This window comes from Natronorubrum halalkaliphilum (assembly GCF_009834785.1).
GTDB classification, from domain to species: domain Archaea; phylum Halobacteriota; class Halobacteria; order Halobacteriales; family Natrialbaceae; genus Natronorubrum; species Natronorubrum halalkaliphilum.
The window spans coordinates 1-17,487 of the sequence record NZ_WUYX01000003.1 but is presented as its reverse complement, the minus strand read 5'-3'; the positions used below and the strand labels follow the sequence as shown (position 1 = coordinate 17,487).

The window sequence follows — 17,487 nt, the reverse complement described above, 5'->3', positions numbered from 1 at the left end:
TGAGGAGAGTATATTTGCTAGTCGAGGGTGACATTATTGTACGACGTGAGCAGACGCGGGTTAACGGGACCGATCGGGTGCGTCTCGAACTCCTGGACGTAGTTCTTCGCCGCATAGACGTTGTAGTAGTTGTACGAAGGTAAGTGGACTCGCTCCTCGAGAAGCGTCGTAATCGCGTCAATGTACAGTTCACGACGTTGGTCGACGTCGACCGTTTCTCTCGCCTGGGCGATCTGTTCTTGCACGTCGGGATCGCGATAGTAGACGCCCTGATTGACCTCCTCTGCTTCCTCGTGGAACAGGTTGTACATGAAGTCGTCGGGGTCGGCGTAGCGGATCCAGCCGAGGACGTAGATGTTGTAATCGTCCGCGTTTCCGGTGTAGGCGCGATCAAGTAACGACCCCCACTCGAGCCGTTCGACGTTCGCATCGTATCCCGCTTCCTGAAGGCCGTTGGCAATCGTCAGGCCGATCTCTTCGCGGTTGTCGTCCGGCGGAACGAGAATCGTCGCGGTCCAATCGTCGGGAACGTCGGCTTCGTCGAACAGTTCCTGAGCCCGGTCTAGATCTGGTTCGTGTGGGATCTCCGCCCACTCGTCGACCGGCATATCCCACTCTTCGGCCAAGTCGGTTGGTATCGGACTGTGCTGGCGCTCTCCGGCCGGTTCGATGTACCGTTCGACGGCCTGATCCATCGAAAACGTATAATCGATGGCTTCGCGGACGCGAGCGTCGGCCGTCGGTCCCTCGTTACAGTTGAACGCGACGTAGAAGTACCCGACGCTGGGTGAGTCGTAGATGGTCGTATCATCCATCTCGTCGACTGTCGACCAGAGCTGTGGCGGAACTGTTTCGATGACGTCTTTCGCTCCGGTTTCGATCTCCGTGATCCGGGTCGTCGACTCGTCGATCGGCTCGAATCGAACGCGTTCTAACGCCGGCAGTTCGTCGCCCCAGTAATCGTCCCACCGCTCGAGTTCGACGAAGTTCCCCTCCTCCCAATCGACGAACTGGAACGGACCGGAGCCGATGGGATCGCTGGTCCCGAACGCCTCAGGATCCGCCTCGCGGACGTCTTTGGGGACGACGTGGTGAGTCAGAACCTCCTCGAACATCGCGAACGGATTCTCGAGATCGACCTGGATCGTGTTTTCGTCGATGAGTTCCGTCGTTTCGATCGGCGAGAAGAGCGATGCGAGGGGCGTCCCTTCCTCAACCGGAGCCGTAATCGAGTATTCGACGTCCTCGGCGGTTACCGGATCGCCGTTGTGGAACTGAGCGTCGTCTCGCAATTCGATCGTGTATCTTGTATTGTCCCGTTCGATCTCGGGAGCGGCAGTCGCCAGTTCCGGTTCGACATCGTATCCTTCAGTGTACGTGTAAACTGAACTGTAGATCCGGTTTCCGACGATCGCGTCGGGGTTCGAGAACTGTTCGATAGGATCGAAGTGAACGGGACTCAACGCTTGACCGACGTTCAGTGTGGTCCGCTCTCCTGCACCGTCATCCGTCCCTGTGCATCCAGCGACTGTAAGTGAGACCGAAGCACCTGCTGTCGCCAGGAATGCCCTCCTGTCAATGTTTCCCATACGGGTTACAGTTGTGAGTTACATCCATAAATAGTTATTGGCCAGAGGGAATCATAGGATCTCATAAATAGGAACGGCAGTCGAGAATCGAATCAGAGGGAGACCGAGCCGAGTCGTCCGAAACTATTCAAATTCTCCGGCCGGTATTTGCGAGATATGACCCAGAATCACGGGTCTAACGGGCGTACAACTATAAGAACGTACAAGCACCGACCCAAGCATTTAATACCTGTTCATCAATATGGCCTCTCATGGCCGATCCAGCCGATACCTACTGGTTAGAGAATCTAACGTGGGAAGAAACAGAGAACGCATTGCAGACAGCTGACATGGCCGTACTTCCGTGTGGAAGTACCGAACAACACTCAACACACCTCCCGCTCTCGGTCGATTCGATCCGCGCCGAGAACCTCACAAACGAGATTCTCGAACGTGCGGCGGAGTACGATCTCGAGTTACTGGGTCTACCGACGCTATCGTACGGCTACTCCGAACACCACATCGACTTCCCCGGGACGCTGACGTTCTCGTATGAGACGTACATCCAAATGATCGTCGAACTCGGACGCTGTGTCGCTCATCACGGGATGTCGAACCTTCTTATCGTGAACTGTCACGGAGGAAACAAAGAACCCCACAAGCTGGCGATCGACCGACTACAGCGAGAGTACGATCTCAACGTGTTCTACGTCCACTGGACGGATTTCGCCAGGGAACAACTCGAGGAGCGGTTCGGAACGGAGTGGGGCCACGCCGGCGAATACGAAACGAGTCAGATAGAGCACTATTGCCCGGAACAGGTCCGAGACGGGAAGAAAACACCGCAGACAAGGCGTGAAGAGTTCGAAGCACATCCGTTCAGTTACTTTCACGAGATTACGAAAGAAGGCGGACTGGGCGATCCAACCGAATCCGATCCGGAATTCATGGAACAACTCATCGACGAAACGACCGATGCAATTCTGGAGGCGATCAGCGCGGATCTTCCCAGCCTGACGGTAAACCCGGCCCCTGGCAACCAGTAATGGGGGACTCGACCCACGTCGTTTCGTGACGTGACTCAGACATCGCAGCTCGCCCTCGCCAACGCAGCCGGAACACACGGCGAGACGAGCTTCTTGCGGTGATCGGCTCTGAACGACGTTGAAACCGCCGTGCGGAAAATCATTTGTGTGGAATCTCTACGGGTGAATACCGTTCGAAGACGGGTTCTCCCGCAGCGTGCGATGCTATGTCGTTTTCCGCGCACCGAATGTTCGGCGGAGCTTTTCAATCGGTTATGGACAGTAGAGAGCATTTTTGTCATGTTTTCCACAGACTAGCGTACCGAACCTTGACTGCAGTACTATTCCTGAGAGAAGAAAAGGCCAAGATAGACACCAACGACCCAATGACCGCAGATTTGCCCATAATCAGCCCCTCGAAACTATCGCAGAGTTTTCCGGAAAGGAGAACACTAATTACTTGGGAAAGAATGCAGTGGTATGAGTAACCAACGCATTGATCGGCTACAAACCTCGGAGATCACGCTCAGCGTAATCGAGGCGTTGTACGAACTCGATGGCGCGGGGGTCTCGGAGCTGGCATCACATCTCGACGTCGCACCGAGTACGGTACATCGACACCTCTCGACGCTTTCCGAGATGGGGTACGTCGACCGAGAGCAGGAACGCTACTATCTCGGACTGCGATTTCTCCAGTTAGGTGAGTACGTCCACACGAGAAAAACGCTGTACGACAGCGCAAAAAAATACACCGAAATGTTGGCCGAAGAGACCAACTGCCGATCAGTGTTCCTTGTGGCCGAACACGATGTCGGGGTCTATATCCATACCGCCGCCGGAAAGCACGGACTCTGGACGAAATCGACGATCGGAAAACGGGTCCCGCTTCACGCGACCGCCGCCGGCAAAGTCGTCCTGGCGTTCGACGACACGTTGAACGTTGCAGAGCTCGAACTCGAGGAGTTTACGCCGCAGACGATAACGAGCGCCGAGGAGCTACAAGCGGAACTACAAACCATCCGAGACCGCAACTACGCCCTCAATATGGAAGAACAAATCTCCGGGGTCAGAGCTGTGGGTGCTCCCGTCTTCGATGCAGACGAAACGGTCGTCGGTGCCTTCAGCGTCTCGGGACCGGTAAATCAGATGCAAGAAGAGTGGCTCGACGGTTCGCTGCCACAGACGATACTGGGGATCGCAAACGAATTCGAACTACAGATGAAACTCTCGTAGCGGTCGGTTCCGGCTTCAGAAAACGATGAACCACACTCCAAAATCGACCTACTACAACGTATCGGCGCAGTTCGCTATCCCGATATATCGGAGCGACCCCGAGCCGTCCTGCGGCCGCTCCAGCGGAGAAACGATGGTCGCACCCAGCGAGGTGACAACGGACCCGCACGAAAGATCGAACGGCGTTAATTATCGGACTCGTTTAGTGCGAGTACGGCTTCGGTTAGGACGTCGACACCGATTCCGAGGCTCGTCTCGTCGACATCGAACGTCGATGTATGATGTCCCGTCGGGTGGTCCGTCCCCACGCCGACGTACGCTGCGATCCCGCCTCGATTCTGAACTTCCGCCATCAGGTGCGCAGCGTCTTCGCTCCCGGAGAGGCGATCCGTCTCGACGAGGCGATCGACGGATGGATGATCGTCTGCAACCGTCGCGATGAGGTTACAGAGCCGGTCGTCGCTCTCGATGCTCGGGGCACCTCCCTGCGGTTCGATCTCGAACTCACAATTGTGCATTTCGGCTGCCGATCGGATCACGCGTTCGGCGTCCGAAGCCATGTACTCCATGAGATCAGTCGTCCCACCGCGTACCTCTACCTCCATGTACGCTCGTTCCGAAACGACATTGACGGCTGTCCCGCCTTCGATCACGCCGACGTTGACCCGGGTGATGCCATCCGAGTGCCGAGCGATCCCCTGGAGATTCGTCACCGCCGTCGCGAGCGCTTGATTCGCGTTGTTTCCTTCGTTCGGTTGAGCGCCAGCGTGAGAGGGAGACCCGGTAAAAGTGACCGCCATCTGACGGACCGCCAACGATCCCTCGATGCCCGGAACCACGGTCCCGGTTGGATGGTTCAACCCCACGTGAACCGCTATCAATGCGTCGACATCGTCGAGATGGCCGCTCTTTGCAGCGGGTTCGCCACCGGCGATTCGCTCTTCGGACGGCTGAAAGACCACCTTGAGAGTTCCGTTGAAATCGCTCTCCGCAACTGCCTCGAGCACGCCGAGACCAATAGTCGCGTGGGCATCGTGTCCGCACGCGTGCATCGTCCCCGCATGGCGCGAACGGAACCCCTCCGCGGCGGGTGTGTGATCGCTATCTGTCGCCTCCTCGATCGGCAGTCCGTCGATATCGACGCGCAGCGCAACGGTGGGTCCATCCCCTCGTTCGAGTACTGCAACCGCACCCGTGTTGCCGCCTTCGAGGCGTTCGAGCGTCGATTCGCGAGCGCCGGCCGATCGCGCTTGTTCGAACCAGAATTCGAGTTCCTCCTCGTCGGGAACGGCCACCCGTCGCTCCGTCGCCAGCGCATCCGGTCCGACGTGGATCTCAGTGACGCCGAGACGCTCGAGTTCGTCCACGATTCGACAGGTCGTCCAGAATTCTCGCCACGCTGGTTCGGGTCGCCGGTGGAAGTCCCGGCGGAGATCGGCAAGCCTCTCCGGGTCAACGAAGTTGTCCATGGAAACAGTTCGGACAGTGCCGATAAAATAGTTGTTATTCCTACGCAGAGGCGTGCAATTCAACCGGAATCGGGATGGAAACCATTACCGGCACAATCGCACTTGTCTGTGGATATACCGGTATATCGGTACAGCAGACCGTCTGAATCGAAGATGGACGTCTCGCCCACGGGTTCCTCTCTGCGGAATGTCTACTGTTCCTCGGTGACTATCCTCACAGGAGTTATGATACGATGGGACGCACTCGAGCGACACACCTCGAAGTGTGTTACCAGCAATCGTCTCATGTCGATGCATCGAACTTCACAATTGGTAGAAGATTACAGACGTACCCCTGTAATTTGTCACGACCTGGCTATTTCCAATTCTAACTCTCGGACAACCTCACTTCGATCGGTATTATGGAATCCGTTAGAAGTTTCTACACAGTAAATTGGTGGCGTAGTGGCTTCTCGACGAAATCGCTATCGGAGAATTACAAGATGCTCTCGGCAACGTAAACGGAAAGAAGCCCACAACAGCTCTTAGCGGCAACAACGCGTAAACAATACGACAGAGACAGCACGTGGTGAGGTACAAGAAACGGATCATATCGGACCAAAAAACGTTGAGCGGGTATCGCATGATTCCCGTCTGGTACGCGACCAGCTGTCAGATCACCCGGACAACGCGACCGCGCGTGTTTCTATTTGCTGAACGCCAATGCATACCTGATCGGGCGAGTACGTTGTGATCACTGTACGAATCGGTTCAGTGGCTACTATAAGGATGATCGGCGAGAACAGTGATCGCTCTTGCCACCAATTCGACGAGGACGTGACCATCGCGCAACGAGCAGCGACACCAGCAACTGGCGACTCAAACCGACTTCGCGTCCGTCATGTGAATAACGATTCGTCGAAATAGACCCCTCTCGAAGAGGCTTAGCAGAAGTTATTAATTTGTTTGTCTTCGAACACTTATTCAGTTTCGAACTACTAACGACGGGCGATTACTTCTCGACCAATTTGCGTGTAATAGTGAGTGATTAATTCTAATCGGTTCCGGGGTCGCTGTCGGTTTTTCTTCTGGGCTAGTTACGATATTGTAGCTCGAAGCTGCGGCCGATCGTCCGGATGCGCAATCTCGATGAGGGCCTCAGCACGTTCGCTTCGAGTGTTGTTGCGAAGGTCCGCGATACCGTTCTCCGTTACGACATAATCGACATTCGTTCGCGAAACATCGACTCGAGCACCAGCCCCGATATTGGGGACAATTTTCGGTGTTTCCTCGTTCGCTCGAGATTGCATAGCAACGATGCTACTCCCGTTCGGCGATCGTCTCGTACCCTCTACAAAATCCGGTAATCCACCTGGTGCCGCGTACTGAGTTGTTCCAATGTGAGACGCGTTCACCTGCCCAGAAAGGTCGACTTCGATCGCACCGTTGATCGTAACGAACCGCTCGTGGGCGGCCATAGTGCAGGGGTCATGAACGGTAGCAGAGGATTTGAGTTCGAATGCATCCTGATTTTCGAGGCGCTCGTAGAATGTTTCCGTTTCGCCGATCACCTGTGAGGTGATCGCAGGCCTGTCGGGACTTGCGGAGACAACTCCTGATTCGATGAGAGCGAGTAATCCGTCGGAAATGACGCCTGAGTGGACTGAAAGTGTTGACTTACCCGAGAGCGATCTCGAAACCGCATTTGGAATCGATCCGATACCAAGCTGAATCGTTGCTCCATTGGGTACCAACGACGCGACGTTTTCACCGATCTCGTCGGCTATCGGCGACCGGTTGGTCCGAAACGACGGCAACGGTTCGGTCGTCGAGACGCGGATGTCCCATGAGTCAACCGGACGTGTAGGCCCAGAAACAACGGGTATTGCGTCGTTCCTTACCGCGACGGTCGTATCCGCCCAGTCGAACAGTTCCGGTGCGTGGGGACAAGCGAGACCGAACGTGTGCGCACCGTCTACGGTTGTAGACGGGACGTGACACACGAGAACGACGTGACGGTCCGCAAATCGTTGACGGACAAATGCGGTGTGATCGCTCGCGCGAACCGGGACGTATTCGACGGCTCCCTCGGCGACTGCGTCCACGAGCGGAGGTGTGACGAACGTCGTCAGCACACGCCAGCCCGGCTCAGTTCCGAGGTCAACGATCGCTTCGCCGTGATCTTGGACCGATCCGATCGGATAGAACACGGCTGTCCCCTCTTCGATCGAGGAGTCTACGAGCGACTGTACACCCTGTTCCGTGTGGTGGTTACCGAAAACGAAAACGGGATTTGGCGATACGGTATCCAAGGCTGTCTCGAGGGGAGTCATCACGAGTGCCGGTACGCAGGCCAAGAAGTAATATGTTTTGCGCTTCAGCTGTAGTCGTCCCGAAAGCTCCCGAATTAGCTCAGTGGAAACGATAGTTCTCCGCAAAATAGCACTTTCCTCTGCCCAGCAAACGTTAAAATTCCGCCAAAGTAATGGATAGGGGAAATACAGACCGTCAACTTGTGCCTCTTTTCATCAACACAGTATGAACGGGACGCTGTTGAGAGACGATTGATTTATGAATCGTGCTGATAATGAGTATAGTATGCGACTCGTTAGATACGCATATGACGAGAAAGAAGCAATCGGTGTACTGGAAGGAGAGACAATCTCCGAACTCGACGTAGACGGAGACGGCGAGATTCCCCCGATCGTCGCCGCCGCTCGAGGATCTGCCGATGTGGAGACAACCGGTGTTGAGATTAACACGGAAGACGTGACACTCCGAGCCCCGATCGAGCGGCCTGGAAAGATCATCTGCCTCGGGCTAAACTATCGTGACCATGCAGAAGAAGGAGGAAACGAAGTACCGGAGGAACCCCTTCTGTTCTCGAAGGCAACATCAGCCGTGAACGACCCAAACGGACCGGTGGTTCATCCTGCTGATATCGAACAGTTGGATTACGAGGCCGAAATCGCAATCATAATCGGAAAAGCTGGCCACCGGATCGATGCTACTGACGCGTTCGATCATGTTGCAGGCTACACGGCGTTCAACGACGTCACTGCACGCGACGTACAGTACGGCTTCTCGCAGTACTTCCGTGGAAAATCCTTCGACACCTTCGCTCCGATGGGGCCGGCGATGGCGACCGCCGATGATTTCGATCCCACCGATCGAGAAATTCGTGCTCTCGTTAACGGTGATGTGCGACAGGAGTCCTCGACGGAGCAGATGATCTTCGACGTGCCGACCACTGTTGAGAGTGTTTCGCAGACGATGACACTGTATCCGGGCGATGTGATCGCAACAGGAACACCACCCGGAGTCGGCGTCCACCGAGATCCACCGCTTCTGCTCGAACCCGGCGATGAAGTGACGATTGAAGTTCAGGGCATTGGTGCGCTTCAAAACCAGATCGTCGAGGAATCGTAATACCGAACGACACAGGAAGTCGTACTTTTGTGCACTCTTGTACCGATAGTAGCCACTGAAAGTCAGTGTAACCTGATCGCACGATGAGACCGCGGTTCTGAACGAGCGCAGTGAGTGAGAACCGTGAACAGTGCGATTGGCGTGTAAATCGATTCAGTTGAGACTATAGAACGGTCATCGGTTCTGTGATACCCGAACAGGAGATCCTCAACGGCCATAAAACAGTGCATTCAGGGATCAGCGGTTCTCCGAAGGACCATTCTGATATGCGGAATTTTCCGTTCATGTGCCGGTATAGGGAGTTAATTGCCAGTAGAGCTGTCTCGTCACTGTACCCACGCCGGAGTGTCCGAGACGAAGGTTCCGGTGAATCACCTCTCGAAACACAATCGATAGTTTCTAAATTACACTCGTACCTTTGTAATTAGTGACGAGGAAGCTGCTCTGACTTTCGGCTCCGATCAAGATACCAAATCGGACAGTGATTCCCCGCATCAAAATGGACGGTATTGGGAAAGTAAAGCTACAGAAGAAGCATATCTTAACAATGTTACGGTTACTTACCGAGAAACACCATAAATACACTGAATAGAAGAGAGTGAGTCTTGGTATTAGTTGTCATTGTCAATCCTGTAATATGGAATATCGGATAGTGAAAATTGAACAGCGTAGCAAGGGCTACTGGATGCGAGAGCAGCACAAATTTCGTTCTCGACAAAATATCGAGTTCCACAGAATGGAAAGGGGAGTGTAAACAAGTGGCAAAGAGGCTGTGTGACATGGAGGCCTCGACGGGTGCGTACTCGAGAGAAGATCAGGTACTCTATTCGATCGGCAACTCGGATGACTAACGGCTGGTGTTTACGAGGAGAGACTCGGCATTTTCGAAACAGACTTCCCTGGATCGATCGCCGGCTGCCGTTGCTGCGCTCTCTACGAGCGTCTTGAGTTCCGTTGGCGTGCGTGGTTCGAACGGGTAATCCGAGCCGAAGACGACGTTGTCAGCCCCTAACTCGTCGACGGCCGCCTGTGTCGCTGTTTCGTCGCCGAAGAATCCGGAGGTGTCAACGTAGACGCGCTCGCGGAGTTGTGTGCGAAATTCGTCGAACGATTTGGCATCGCTTTCGTCTGGCCAACGCTCTGGGTCGAGCTGAAGGCGAATCCGCCCCATCATCGATCCGACGTTCCCGCCGAGGTGGTGATAAACCAACGCCAGCTCGGGGTGCTGGTCCAGTACGCCGCCGTGAATGACCGCAAACAAATCGGCGAGCAGCGCCACTTCGCGTCCGAACGTCCGGTTCAAATAGAACCGTTCGTCGAGCACTTTCGGATGGAGTGACTCGTGAAGTTTCGGGTGGACAAGGATCGGTGCGTTCCACGCTTCAGCGACGTCAAATACTGGTCGAACGTCCTCGTACACGTACCCTTTCTCGCCGGCCATCGTCTCGATGGCCCCGCCGTGGTAGCCGTTTTCGAGACAGCGTTCGAACTCCGCTGCTGCGATCTCCCCGCCCGCTCGAGTCGGAATCGCAGCGAGTCCGTAGAACCGATCGTTGTTGTCAACAATTTCAAGTAACCGATCGTTGGCCTCGGCCGTCGCCGCTGCATCGGTCGAGCTCATGTACGGTGGTTGAGAGAGTACCGCCGCGTCGATGCCCGCGTCGTCATAAAACGAGAGCAAGGTGTCCGGACAGCTCAATCGCGGCTCGACGTCGGTCGACCGAAAGCGATCCTGCAGGCCTGTGGGAATTACTTGGTCTGGATACAGGTGTGCACCGAAATCTATCACTTTGCTGTTCTCGCTCATCATCACTACTCTAGCTGATGCAATATAATGTATGTATCGGGTAGCGCGAGCGTTCGTGTCGCGACAGTGGACCGACTTGTTGGCCGGCCACTCGGAAGCAGAGAGTAGACTGTTTGCTATATGATCACAAGACCTTTGTTACAGCACCGAGATGAGATAGTATGGCTTCGCAAGAAGATATGGAGAAGTGGCGACACGAAGGGTTCGATGCTGTTCTTACGGCGTCTGATGGTGAATCACCGCGTGGAATATTCAGAGGGACTCACGAACTGTACTTCGACGAACCGGAATACGTCGATATCGGAGAGGACGAGCATCCCTGCCCGCACGACTATCTGTTGGCCACGGTCGGCGGCTGTCAGCTCGAAACGCTCAAGCAGTGCCTCGAGAAGGGACGGGTCGACGAATACGACATCGAAATTCAAGTCGAGAGCAAGAAGGGAAAGGTCGAGGTTGCCGATGACATGCCCGGAACGGCTGATATCCGCATTACCGATATCCACACCGACATCACCGTCGAAGTACCGCCCGGACACGAGCCGCGCGCATCGCGGTGTCTCGATATTTTCGAGGCTCACTGTCCGATCTCGCAGAGCGTCGATGCGGGAGTCACGCTACATACGTCCGACACCCTTGCTGTTGAAGATTCGTAACCCGGACGCGAGCTATCGTTGGTGCGGCATCCGTGCTGAACAGGGAACTAACGTCTCACAGTACTGAACCGAAAACAGTTCTCTTCGGTTGCGATGATGTGACGAGCCGGTCGGTCGCGGCCCTTACTCGAAGTACGAATCGAGTTCGCCTTCCGCTGGCGATGCCATCGACGCCTTGATTGCTTTCGTTCTGGTGTACGTATGAAGCGTTTCTTGGAACCCTCGCTTTCTGCCGATTCCACTCTGCTTGTAGCCGCCAAACGGAACGCCAACGGCACCGCGCTCGAAGTTATTGAGATAAACGTATCCCGCCTCGATCCGTCGAGCCATGCGATTTGCGACATCCAGATTCTCGGTCCAGATCGCTGCTGTTAGTCCATACTTCGTATCGTTCGCAATTTCGATCGCTTCTTCGATCGTCTCGAACGTCAATACCGACAGTACCGGCCCGAATATCTCTTCGTTGGCGATGCGCATATCTGGCTGTACGTCGCCGAAAATCACGGGCGGAACGTAGTACCCGTCCTCGAGGTCGTCAGGAATCACGCCTTCGTAGAGGACGGTCGCACCCTCTTCCTTTCCGATCCGGATGTAGTCCGTTACCTTGTCGTACTGTTTTTGGCTTGCAAGCGGCGCGAGATCCGTTTCTTCGTCCGTTCCAGGCCCGATTATCAGCTCCTCTGCGAGCGGTAAGAACGCGTCAAGGAACGCTGACGCGATCGACTCGTGTAACAGCAATCGAGAGCCGCTACTGCACGCCTGGCCCTGGTTGTAGAAGATCCCATCGTACGTTCCGTTAACCGCACGCTCGATATCTGCGTCCGGGAGAACGATGTTCGGGTTCTTGCCTCCGAGCTCGAGGGTGACCGGCGTGATCGTCTTCGCCGCCGACTCCATGACGATGGTGCCGGTATCCGTATGACCCGTGAACGCGATCTTGTCGATCCCGTGATGTTCCGCGAGCGCAGCGCCGGGCTCGGTCCCCCCAGTGACGACGTTGACGACACCATCGGGAAGGACATCTTGAAGCACCTCGGCGATACGCAGCGTAGAGAGCGGCGTTTCGGGCGACGGTTTCATGACGACCGTATTCCCGGTTGCGAGCTGAGGTGCAGTAAAGTCAGCAGTGTGCATCGGTGGCCAGTTCCAAGGGATAATGCTCCCGACGACTCCGTAGGGCTCGCGGAGCGTATAGTTGAACAATCCGTTCGTTTCCGGAAGCGTCTCACCGTGGAACTTGTCCGCCGCACCGCCGAAATAGCGGAAGATTTTCTCCGTCGCCCGGACATCGTTTCGTGATTCACGAAACGGTTTGCCGTTCTCGAGCGTCTCGATCGTTACGAGTTCCTCCCGTATGTCCCGTATCGCGTCCGCGACCTCCAACAGATAGTTGCCCCACTCATGGGCGTCGAGCCGCCGCCACCGCACCGCAGCCTCTCGTGCGGATTCGACTGCGAGATCTACGTCCTCGGCGGTGCTATCCGGTACTGATGCGATCGAAGTTCCGTTCGCCGGGTTCTCTACGTCGTACATTTGGTTGCTTTCGCTCGCTCGAAACGAGCCGTCGATGAAGTTGCCCCACTCTCTGGAGCGTACGTCGTCAGCAGTTACTGGATCGGTCATTACTACGGATACGTAGTGGCCTCGAAGGCCTATAGTATTTTCTGGTGAACGGATCGGCTCACCCGAATACCGCGCCTCGCGATGGACCCGACTCGGGGTGAATCAGAACCTCAACTGGAATCGCCGTGCATCAGGCGGACCCGTTTCCCCTGGTCCTCGAGGTCCTCGATGAACTCCTCGTTTGTCCGGAACTGCGAATCGTCGAACGTTTCGTAGTGGAGTTTTTGCTCGAGCGGTTGTCGGTCGACGTTCTGACCGGCGTTTTCGTCCGCCGGCACGCCGAGAGGAACGATGTCGTGAATCATCAACTGTTCGGGAACATCCAGAAGTTCTCGAAGCTGATCCTGACTGTGATGGCGGACGGTGAGGTGGACCGTTCCGTACCCGAGCGACTTTGCCGCGAGATGGATCGTTTGCATACAACACCCAATGCTCTCGTGGTAGATTGCATCAGTAATCTCTCGCTCGCCAGCGCCGAAGTTATCGACGTTCGGGAAATACGATTTGCTTCGGACGTCCCCGAGAACGACGATTGCGACGGGTACCTGATCAAGGTAGACGCGACCGTGAGCCGGAAACCGTTCGTCAATATCGGTCATCCAGTTCCGCTGTGATTTCAAGACGTCCGCGAGCAGTTCGAGACGCTCGTCGTCGCGGACGACGACGAATTCCCAGGGCTGTGAGTTGTGTCCCGACGGGGCCCAACGAGCGGCGTCGAGAATCCGCTCAATGTCCGCTTCGGGAACGGGATCCGACGCGTATTTGTAGACCATTCGTCGCTCCCTGACGATCTCTTTTAGCCCCTCGTACGATCCCGTCTCCGGTTTCCAGTGCCTGCTCTCGTGATCTGACATCGGCTTTCTAAACGAGTGGTATGCCAATAAGTGTTGTTCGTATTGGCGGTGTCTGCCGGTACGGTCGAAGCTGATGCCAACCGTTAAGACGCTGTTTTTCGTGGGAAAGAGTATGATCCGTTCATTCGACGGTGAAACGCCAACGATTGCTGACTCGGCGTACGTAGACGAGCGCGCAGTCGTTATCGGACAGGTGACGATCGAAGACGACGCAAGCGTGTGGCCAGGTGTCGTCATCCGCGGGGACAACGAACCGATTATCCTTCGTGAAGGTGCAAACGTACAAGACAATGCAACCGTTCACGAAGGAGCAGATATCGGACCATACGCTACCGTCGGCCATAACGCGATTGTTCACGGTTCCACCGTCGAACGCCAAAGCATGGTCGGCATGGGTGCGATCGTCCTCGACGAGGCCGTTATCGGCTCGGAGAGTCTCGTCGGCGCCAATAGCGTCGTCACGGAGGGAACGGTCATTCCCGACTCCGTGCTTGCCGTAGGCTCGCCGGCCGAAGTCGTCAAAACCGTCGAAGATTCCGATTGGACAGCAGCCGGTGATCGATACGTCGAACTCTCGAAGAAGCACGCGGAATCCTCGACCGTTATCGAAGAGGGGCAGATCGGCGATCCAGAGTGAGACTCGAATTACTCGACTGACGGCAACCCTCTGCCGCGACCGTCGGTTGAGTTATGAGTCGCAGATCTCCAGTCGCGCCTCGAGGCGAAAACGATCACTCTGGGATCTCAGCAGCCATCGTTCGGAGCGCATCCGCCGCGTTGTCCGTAACATCGCTTCCGTGTGTGAGGAGAGCGATTCGAAATCGCTCGTCGGTCAGCGCTCGAATGCTCCGTTTCGCCGCTTTGTCGTCACTGTTGTATTCGAACTGCATGGGAGCGAACGGTCCCGACCACGAACCGCGCGCCGCAATCGGGCTGTCGGCGTGAACGAACGTATCCCCGACGATCAGTACGCCGCGTTTCTGGTGCAGGAACGACATGTTTCCCGGGGTGTGTCCCGGCGCGTGAATCGCCGTGATCCCCCAGCGCTCGTCGCCATCCTCGATCCGGACCTCCGGTGTAATTCCGGCGTCGTTGAGCGGCTCGGAATCCGCTCGAGGAGCCACAACAGTTACGTCGCCGAAGGCGTCTCGGAGCGACGAGACCGCTCCGTAGTGATCCGGATCGCCGTGTTCGACGATGATGACGTCCGGGCCGCCAAGCGGCTCGAGGTCGCCGATCAGTTGGTCTGCGCTCGACTCGTATCCCGTCCCGAACAGCAGCGTTTGCTCTCCGTCGATTACGTGGACGCTGATCGGCTCGTCGATCGTTGCGTCACCGGCAATTTTCGAGTCCCTTGGCGGCGTCGCCGGGCGTGGCAGGTCGAATCGATAGATGTCGTCTACGAGTTGCATCGTAACGAATCCATTGTGCCCCATCGAGGTAAATGTATCTGCAGGGAAGAGGTACTCAGAGCGGTCGTTGGCCGACGGATCAGTAGGGTATTAGGTCAACGATGTCCTGTTCCAGCGGGTTTTGCCGATCACCATACAGTCATTACCGTTCCGTGAGTAGCCGGTGCTTGCAACTGATTCATTGAACACAGCTTATGCGATGGTCCTATCAAACGACAGTGCTCGTATCGTGTACGCTCGCATTTTTTGTCACTTTCTTTGCTCGGCTGACGATCAGCCCCGTCATTCCGCTCATCATCGAAGATTTTCAAACGTCGAATACGCTGGTCGGGATGGCTCTTACCGGGATGTGGCTTGCGTACGGGTTGTCCCAGTATCCAAGCGGGATTCTTGCCGACCGGTTTGGAGAACGATCGATTATCCTTATCGCAGTCGGTGGCTCCGTACTGGCGTCCCTGTTCATCGCGCTTGCGCCGATGTTTGCCGTCTTTTTGATCGCGACGATCTCCCTCGGGGCAGTCGCGGGATTGCATTACAGTGTTGCGACGGCACTGCTCTCTCGGACGTACGACGACGTAGGTACGGCCGTTGGTTTGCATTCCGCCGGTGCGCCGCTGGCCGGCTTCCTCGCACCTCTCGCAGCTGCTTGGGTCGGCATCCGGTACGGATGGCAACCCGCAGTTGCACTCGGTGCGTTGGTCGGACTTCCCGTTTTCGCACTCTTTTATGTGTCCGTTCGTCCGACTGACCCGGTCCGTCCCGATCAGGCGATGCGCGAGCGGCTTACCGTCCGTCCTATCGTTAGATTTCTTTCACGGCCACCGATTGCGTTCACCCTCGTTATCGCCATTACGTCGACGTTCGTCGTTCAAGGACTCATGTCGTTCTTACCCACGTTTCTCGTCGTGTACCGAGATTACTCGGCAGGGTTCGCTGGCGTTCTCTTTTCGGCGTATTTCGTGGTTCGTGGAACTGCTCAGCTCGCAATCGGTTCGCTTTCGGATCGTCACGGTCGAGACTCCGTTCTCGCCGGGTCGATGATCGCTGGAGGGAGCGGGCTCGTTATCCTCGTCACCTGGTCCGGTGTTCTCGCGTTGAGCGTCGGAATCGTCCTAATCGGCATCGGTGCCGCGTTCTTCCCGGCGCTCGATCCTCGCTTTCTCGACGAACTCTCCGAAGACGAGCGAAACATTGGATTCGGTCTCGTCCGAACGGTGTATGTCGTCTTCGGTGCAAGTGGATCCGTCGGCCTCGGCTTCTTCGCCGATGCCTTCGGGTGGGGCGCTTCGTTCATTATCCTCGCCGGGCTCTACTTCCTCGCGTTCTGTGCTCTCGGCGTTAATTACTTGCTCGAGTTAGGGTACTGAACGATCAACTGCTATCGGGCGGTTCTCGATAACCCGTCGTCTCGAGTTCGGCTTGGAACCGATATCGTCTGTACGTCGAGCGACGTTAGACGTACGGAATCACTTCGTCACCAATTAGCTCGAGGCTTTCACGAACTCGATCGTAAGGCATCCCCGGCCAGTGTGATCGAACGATGACGTGACTCGCGTCGAGTTCATCCTCGTAGCGTTCGATAGCTTCACAGACCTCTTCGGGCGTGCCGAGAAGGAACCGATCCTTGGCGAGCTCTTCGAACGGCCTGTGAAGATCGCGCTCGTCTTCCATCGCTTCATCCTGTCCCCAGTCGACGTATCGTCGATACTTCTTCCAGAGATGCTCCCGTGCCACCGAAACCGCCCGCTCGCTGGTCTCCGCGACGAACGCTTCCCGCATCACTGGAGCTCGGGTCGATTCACCGCGAGACCTCACGATGGGGTCGTACTGTGTGTGCTTCTGTGCTCGTATCTCGCCAATCGTCGCGTGTGGGTTAACCAACCATGCATCAGCGCATCTCGCAGCACGTTCGACTGCCGAATTCGAGTTCGCCGCCATCCATACCGTGAGTTCGTCGGGTTGCACCGGAATCGTCGCTCCATCGACCGCGTAGAAGTCGCCGTTGTACGTAACGTTCCGTTCGGTGAGCAACCGCCTCGTAAGCTCGAGACACTCCATAAGTCGCGGAATACGCTCGCGTTTCGGGACGTCGAAAGCGGAAAACTCAACGTCGCGATACCCCGCGCCGACACCGAACACCGTCGAACCGTCGTGAAGCGCGTCGAGCGTAGCCACGCGTTCGGCGAGATCGACGGGGTGATGAAACGGAAGCAGTACGATTGCAGTTGCGAGTTCGACGTCCTCGACCTCTGCCGTAAGTCGCGAGAGAAAGGGGAACAACTGTAACTGCGAAAACTCCGAGAGATAGTGTTGCCCCGCACTTACGTGATCAAATCCAACATCGTTCGCAACCTCAGTACCTCACAAAGTTCGGTACTGAAACCGCAACCTCAACGGTAAGCGACCGCCGCTGATCGTGAAGAGAGATGGTGAGT

The 17,487-nt window shown here is 56.1% G+C and carries 13 protein-coding genes and 1 pseudogene; 6 read left to right on the top strand and 8 right to left on the bottom strand.

Annotated features, from left to right (window positions below; genetic code table 11):
- Window positions 1-17 precede the first annotated feature (17 nt).
- Window positions 18-1,589: an ABC transporter substrate-binding protein gene (locus GS429_RS00270; protein ID WP_160061561.1), complete on the bottom strand. Its 1,572-nt coding sequence runs from the start codon at window positions 1,587-1,589 to the stop codon at window positions 18-20.
- A 251-nt stretch (window positions 1,590-1,840) separates the two neighbouring features.
- Between GS429_RS00270 and GS429_RS00265 the strand changes: the two genes are divergently transcribed.
- Together GS429_RS00265 and GS429_RS00260 are read left to right on the top strand one after the other, a co-directional pair.
- Window positions 1,841-2,614, top strand: coding sequence for a creatininase family protein (locus GS429_RS00265; protein WP_160061559.1), 774 nt, complete (start codon window positions 1,841-1,843; stop codon window positions 2,612-2,614).
- Between the two features lie 459 nt (window positions 2,615-3,073).
- Window positions 3,074-3,826: an IclR family transcriptional regulator gene (locus tag GS429_RS00260; protein WP_160061557.1), complete on the top strand. Its 753-nt coding sequence runs from the start codon at window positions 3,074-3,076 to the stop codon at window positions 3,824-3,826.
- Between the two features lie 185 nt (window positions 3,827-4,011).
- Here GS429_RS00260 and GS429_RS00255 read toward each other — a convergent pair whose 3' ends face one another.
- Together GS429_RS00255 and GS429_RS00250 are read right to left on the bottom strand one after the other, a co-directional pair.
- Entirely contained in the window at window positions 4,012-5,295 is a 1,284-nt protein-coding gene (locus GS429_RS00255; protein ID WP_160061555.1) for an amidohydrolase, read from the bottom strand.
- 1,076 nt (window positions 5,296-6,371) lie between these two features.
- On the bottom strand, window positions 6,372-7,607 hold the full coding sequence (locus tag GS429_RS00250; protein WP_160061553.1) for an acetyl-CoA hydrolase/transferase family protein: 1,236 nt from the start codon (window positions 7,605-7,607) through the stop codon (window positions 6,372-6,374).
- A gap of 265 nt (window positions 7,608-7,872) precedes the next feature.
- Between GS429_RS00250 and GS429_RS00245 the strand changes: the two genes are divergently transcribed.
- Entirely contained in the window at window positions 7,873-8,703 is an 831-nt protein-coding gene (locus tag GS429_RS00245) for a fumarylacetoacetate hydrolase family protein (RefSeq protein ID WP_160061551.1), read from the top strand.
- A gap of 847 nt (window positions 8,704-9,550) precedes the next feature.
- Here GS429_RS00245 and GS429_RS00240 read toward each other — a convergent pair.
- Window positions 9,551-10,510 carry an amidohydrolase family protein gene (locus GS429_RS00240; protein WP_160061549.1) on the bottom strand — a complete coding sequence of 320 codons (960 nt, stop codon included), beginning with the start codon at window positions 10,508-10,510 and terminating at the stop codon, window positions 9,551-9,553.
- A 161-nt stretch (window positions 10,511-10,671) separates the two neighbouring features.
- Here GS429_RS00240 and GS429_RS00235 point away from each other — a divergent pair, with 161 nt between their 5' ends.
- Window positions 10,672-11,163, top strand: a complete 492-nt coding sequence (locus GS429_RS00235; protein WP_160061547.1) for an OsmC family protein — start codon at window positions 10,672-10,674, stop codon at window positions 11,161-11,163.
- Between the two features lie 123 nt (window positions 11,164-11,286).
- On the opposite strand, the gene GS429_RS00230 is transcribed toward GS429_RS00235, so the two are convergent.
- Together GS429_RS00230 and GS429_RS00225 are read right to left on the bottom strand one after the other, a co-directional pair.
- Window positions 11,287-12,786 (bottom strand): aldehyde dehydrogenase family protein, encoded by a 1,500-nt coding sequence (locus GS429_RS00230; protein WP_160061545.1) that lies wholly within the window; start codon window positions 12,784-12,786, stop codon window positions 11,287-11,289.
- A gap of 110 nt (window positions 12,787-12,896) precedes the next feature.
- Window positions 12,897-13,640, bottom strand: coding sequence for a nitroreductase family protein (locus tag GS429_RS00225; RefSeq protein ID WP_160061543.1), 744 nt, complete (start codon window positions 13,638-13,640; stop codon window positions 12,897-12,899).
- Between the two features lie 112 nt (window positions 13,641-13,752).
- Here GS429_RS00225 and GS429_RS00220 point away from each other — a divergent pair, with 112 nt between their 5' ends.
- The gene (locus GS429_RS00220) at window positions 13,753-14,277 is read left to right on the top strand and encodes a gamma carbonic anhydrase family protein (RefSeq protein WP_160061541.1); all 525 of its coding nucleotides are present in this window, start codon (window positions 13,753-13,755) and stop codon (window positions 14,275-14,277) included.
- 94 nt (window positions 14,278-14,371) lie between these two features.
- Here the strand turns inward: GS429_RS00220 and GS429_RS00215 are convergent, their stop codons facing one another.
- The gene (locus GS429_RS00215; protein WP_160061539.1) at window positions 14,372-15,052 is read right to left on the bottom strand and encodes an MBL fold metallo-hydrolase; all 681 of its coding nucleotides are present in this window, start codon (window positions 15,050-15,052) and stop codon (window positions 14,372-14,374) included.
- Between the two features lie 194 nt (window positions 15,053-15,246).
- Between GS429_RS00215 and GS429_RS00210 the strand changes: the two genes are divergently transcribed.
- Window positions 15,247-16,419: an MFS transporter gene (locus GS429_RS00210; RefSeq protein WP_160061537.1), complete on the top strand. Its 1,173-nt coding sequence runs from the start codon at window positions 15,247-15,249 to the stop codon at window positions 16,417-16,419.
- A gap of 85 nt (window positions 16,420-16,504) precedes the next feature.
- Here GS429_RS00210 and GS429_RS00205 read toward each other — a convergent pair.
- Window positions 16,505-17,392: pseudogene (locus tag GS429_RS00205) on the bottom strand (LLM class flavin-dependent oxidoreductase); the annotation flags it as partial.
- Window positions 17,393-17,487 lie beyond the last annotated feature (95 nt).

Excerpts from the sequence above, each read along its gene's own strand:
- GS429_RS00240 (WP_160061549.1), bottom strand. The coding sequence starts at position 10,510 with ATGAGCGAGAACAGCAAAGTGATAGATTTCGGTGCACACCTGTATCCA.
- GS429_RS00230 (WP_160061545.1), bottom strand. The coding sequence starts at position 12,786 with ATGACCGATCCAGTAACTGCTGACGACGTACGCTCCAGAGAGTGGGGC.
- GS429_RS00265 (WP_160061559.1), top strand. The coding sequence starts at position 1,841 with ATGGCCGATCCAGCCGATACCTACTGGTTAGAGAATCTAACGTGGGAA.
- GS429_RS00250 (WP_160061553.1), bottom strand. The coding sequence starts at position 7,607 with ATGACTCCCCTCGAGACAGCCTTGGATACCGTATCGCCAAATCCCGTT.
- GS429_RS00210 (WP_160061537.1), top strand. The coding sequence starts at position 15,247 with ATGCGATGGTCCTATCAAACGACAGTGCTCGTATCGTGTACGCTCGCA.
- GS429_RS00245 (WP_160061551.1), top strand. The coding sequence starts at position 7,873 with ATGCGACTCGTTAGATACGCATATGACGAGAAAGAAGCAATCGGTGTA.
- GS429_RS00260 (WP_160061557.1), top strand. The coding sequence starts at position 3,074 with ATGAGTAACCAACGCATTGATCGGCTACAAACCTCGGAGATCACGCTC.
- GS429_RS00225 (WP_160061543.1), bottom strand. The coding sequence starts at position 13,640 with ATGTCAGATCACGAGAGCAGGCACTGGAAACCGGAGACGGGATCGTAC.
- GS429_RS00270 (WP_160061561.1), bottom strand. The coding sequence starts at position 1,589 with ATGGGAAACATTGACAGGAGGGCATTCCTGGCGACAGCAGGTGCTTCG.
- GS429_RS00220 (WP_160061541.1), top strand. The coding sequence starts at position 13,753 with ATGATCCGTTCATTCGACGGTGAAACGCCAACGATTGCTGACTCGGCG.
- GS429_RS00215 (WP_160061539.1), bottom strand. The coding sequence starts at position 15,052 with ATGCAACTCGTAGACGACATCTATCGATTCGACCTGCCACGCCCGGCG.
- GS429_RS00255 (WP_160061555.1), bottom strand. The coding sequence starts at position 5,295 with ATGGACAACTTCGTTGACCCGGAGAGGCTTGCCGATCTCCGCCGGGAC.
- GS429_RS00235 (WP_160061547.1), top strand. The coding sequence starts at position 10,672 with ATGGCTTCGCAAGAAGATATGGAGAAGTGGCGACACGAAGGGTTCGAT.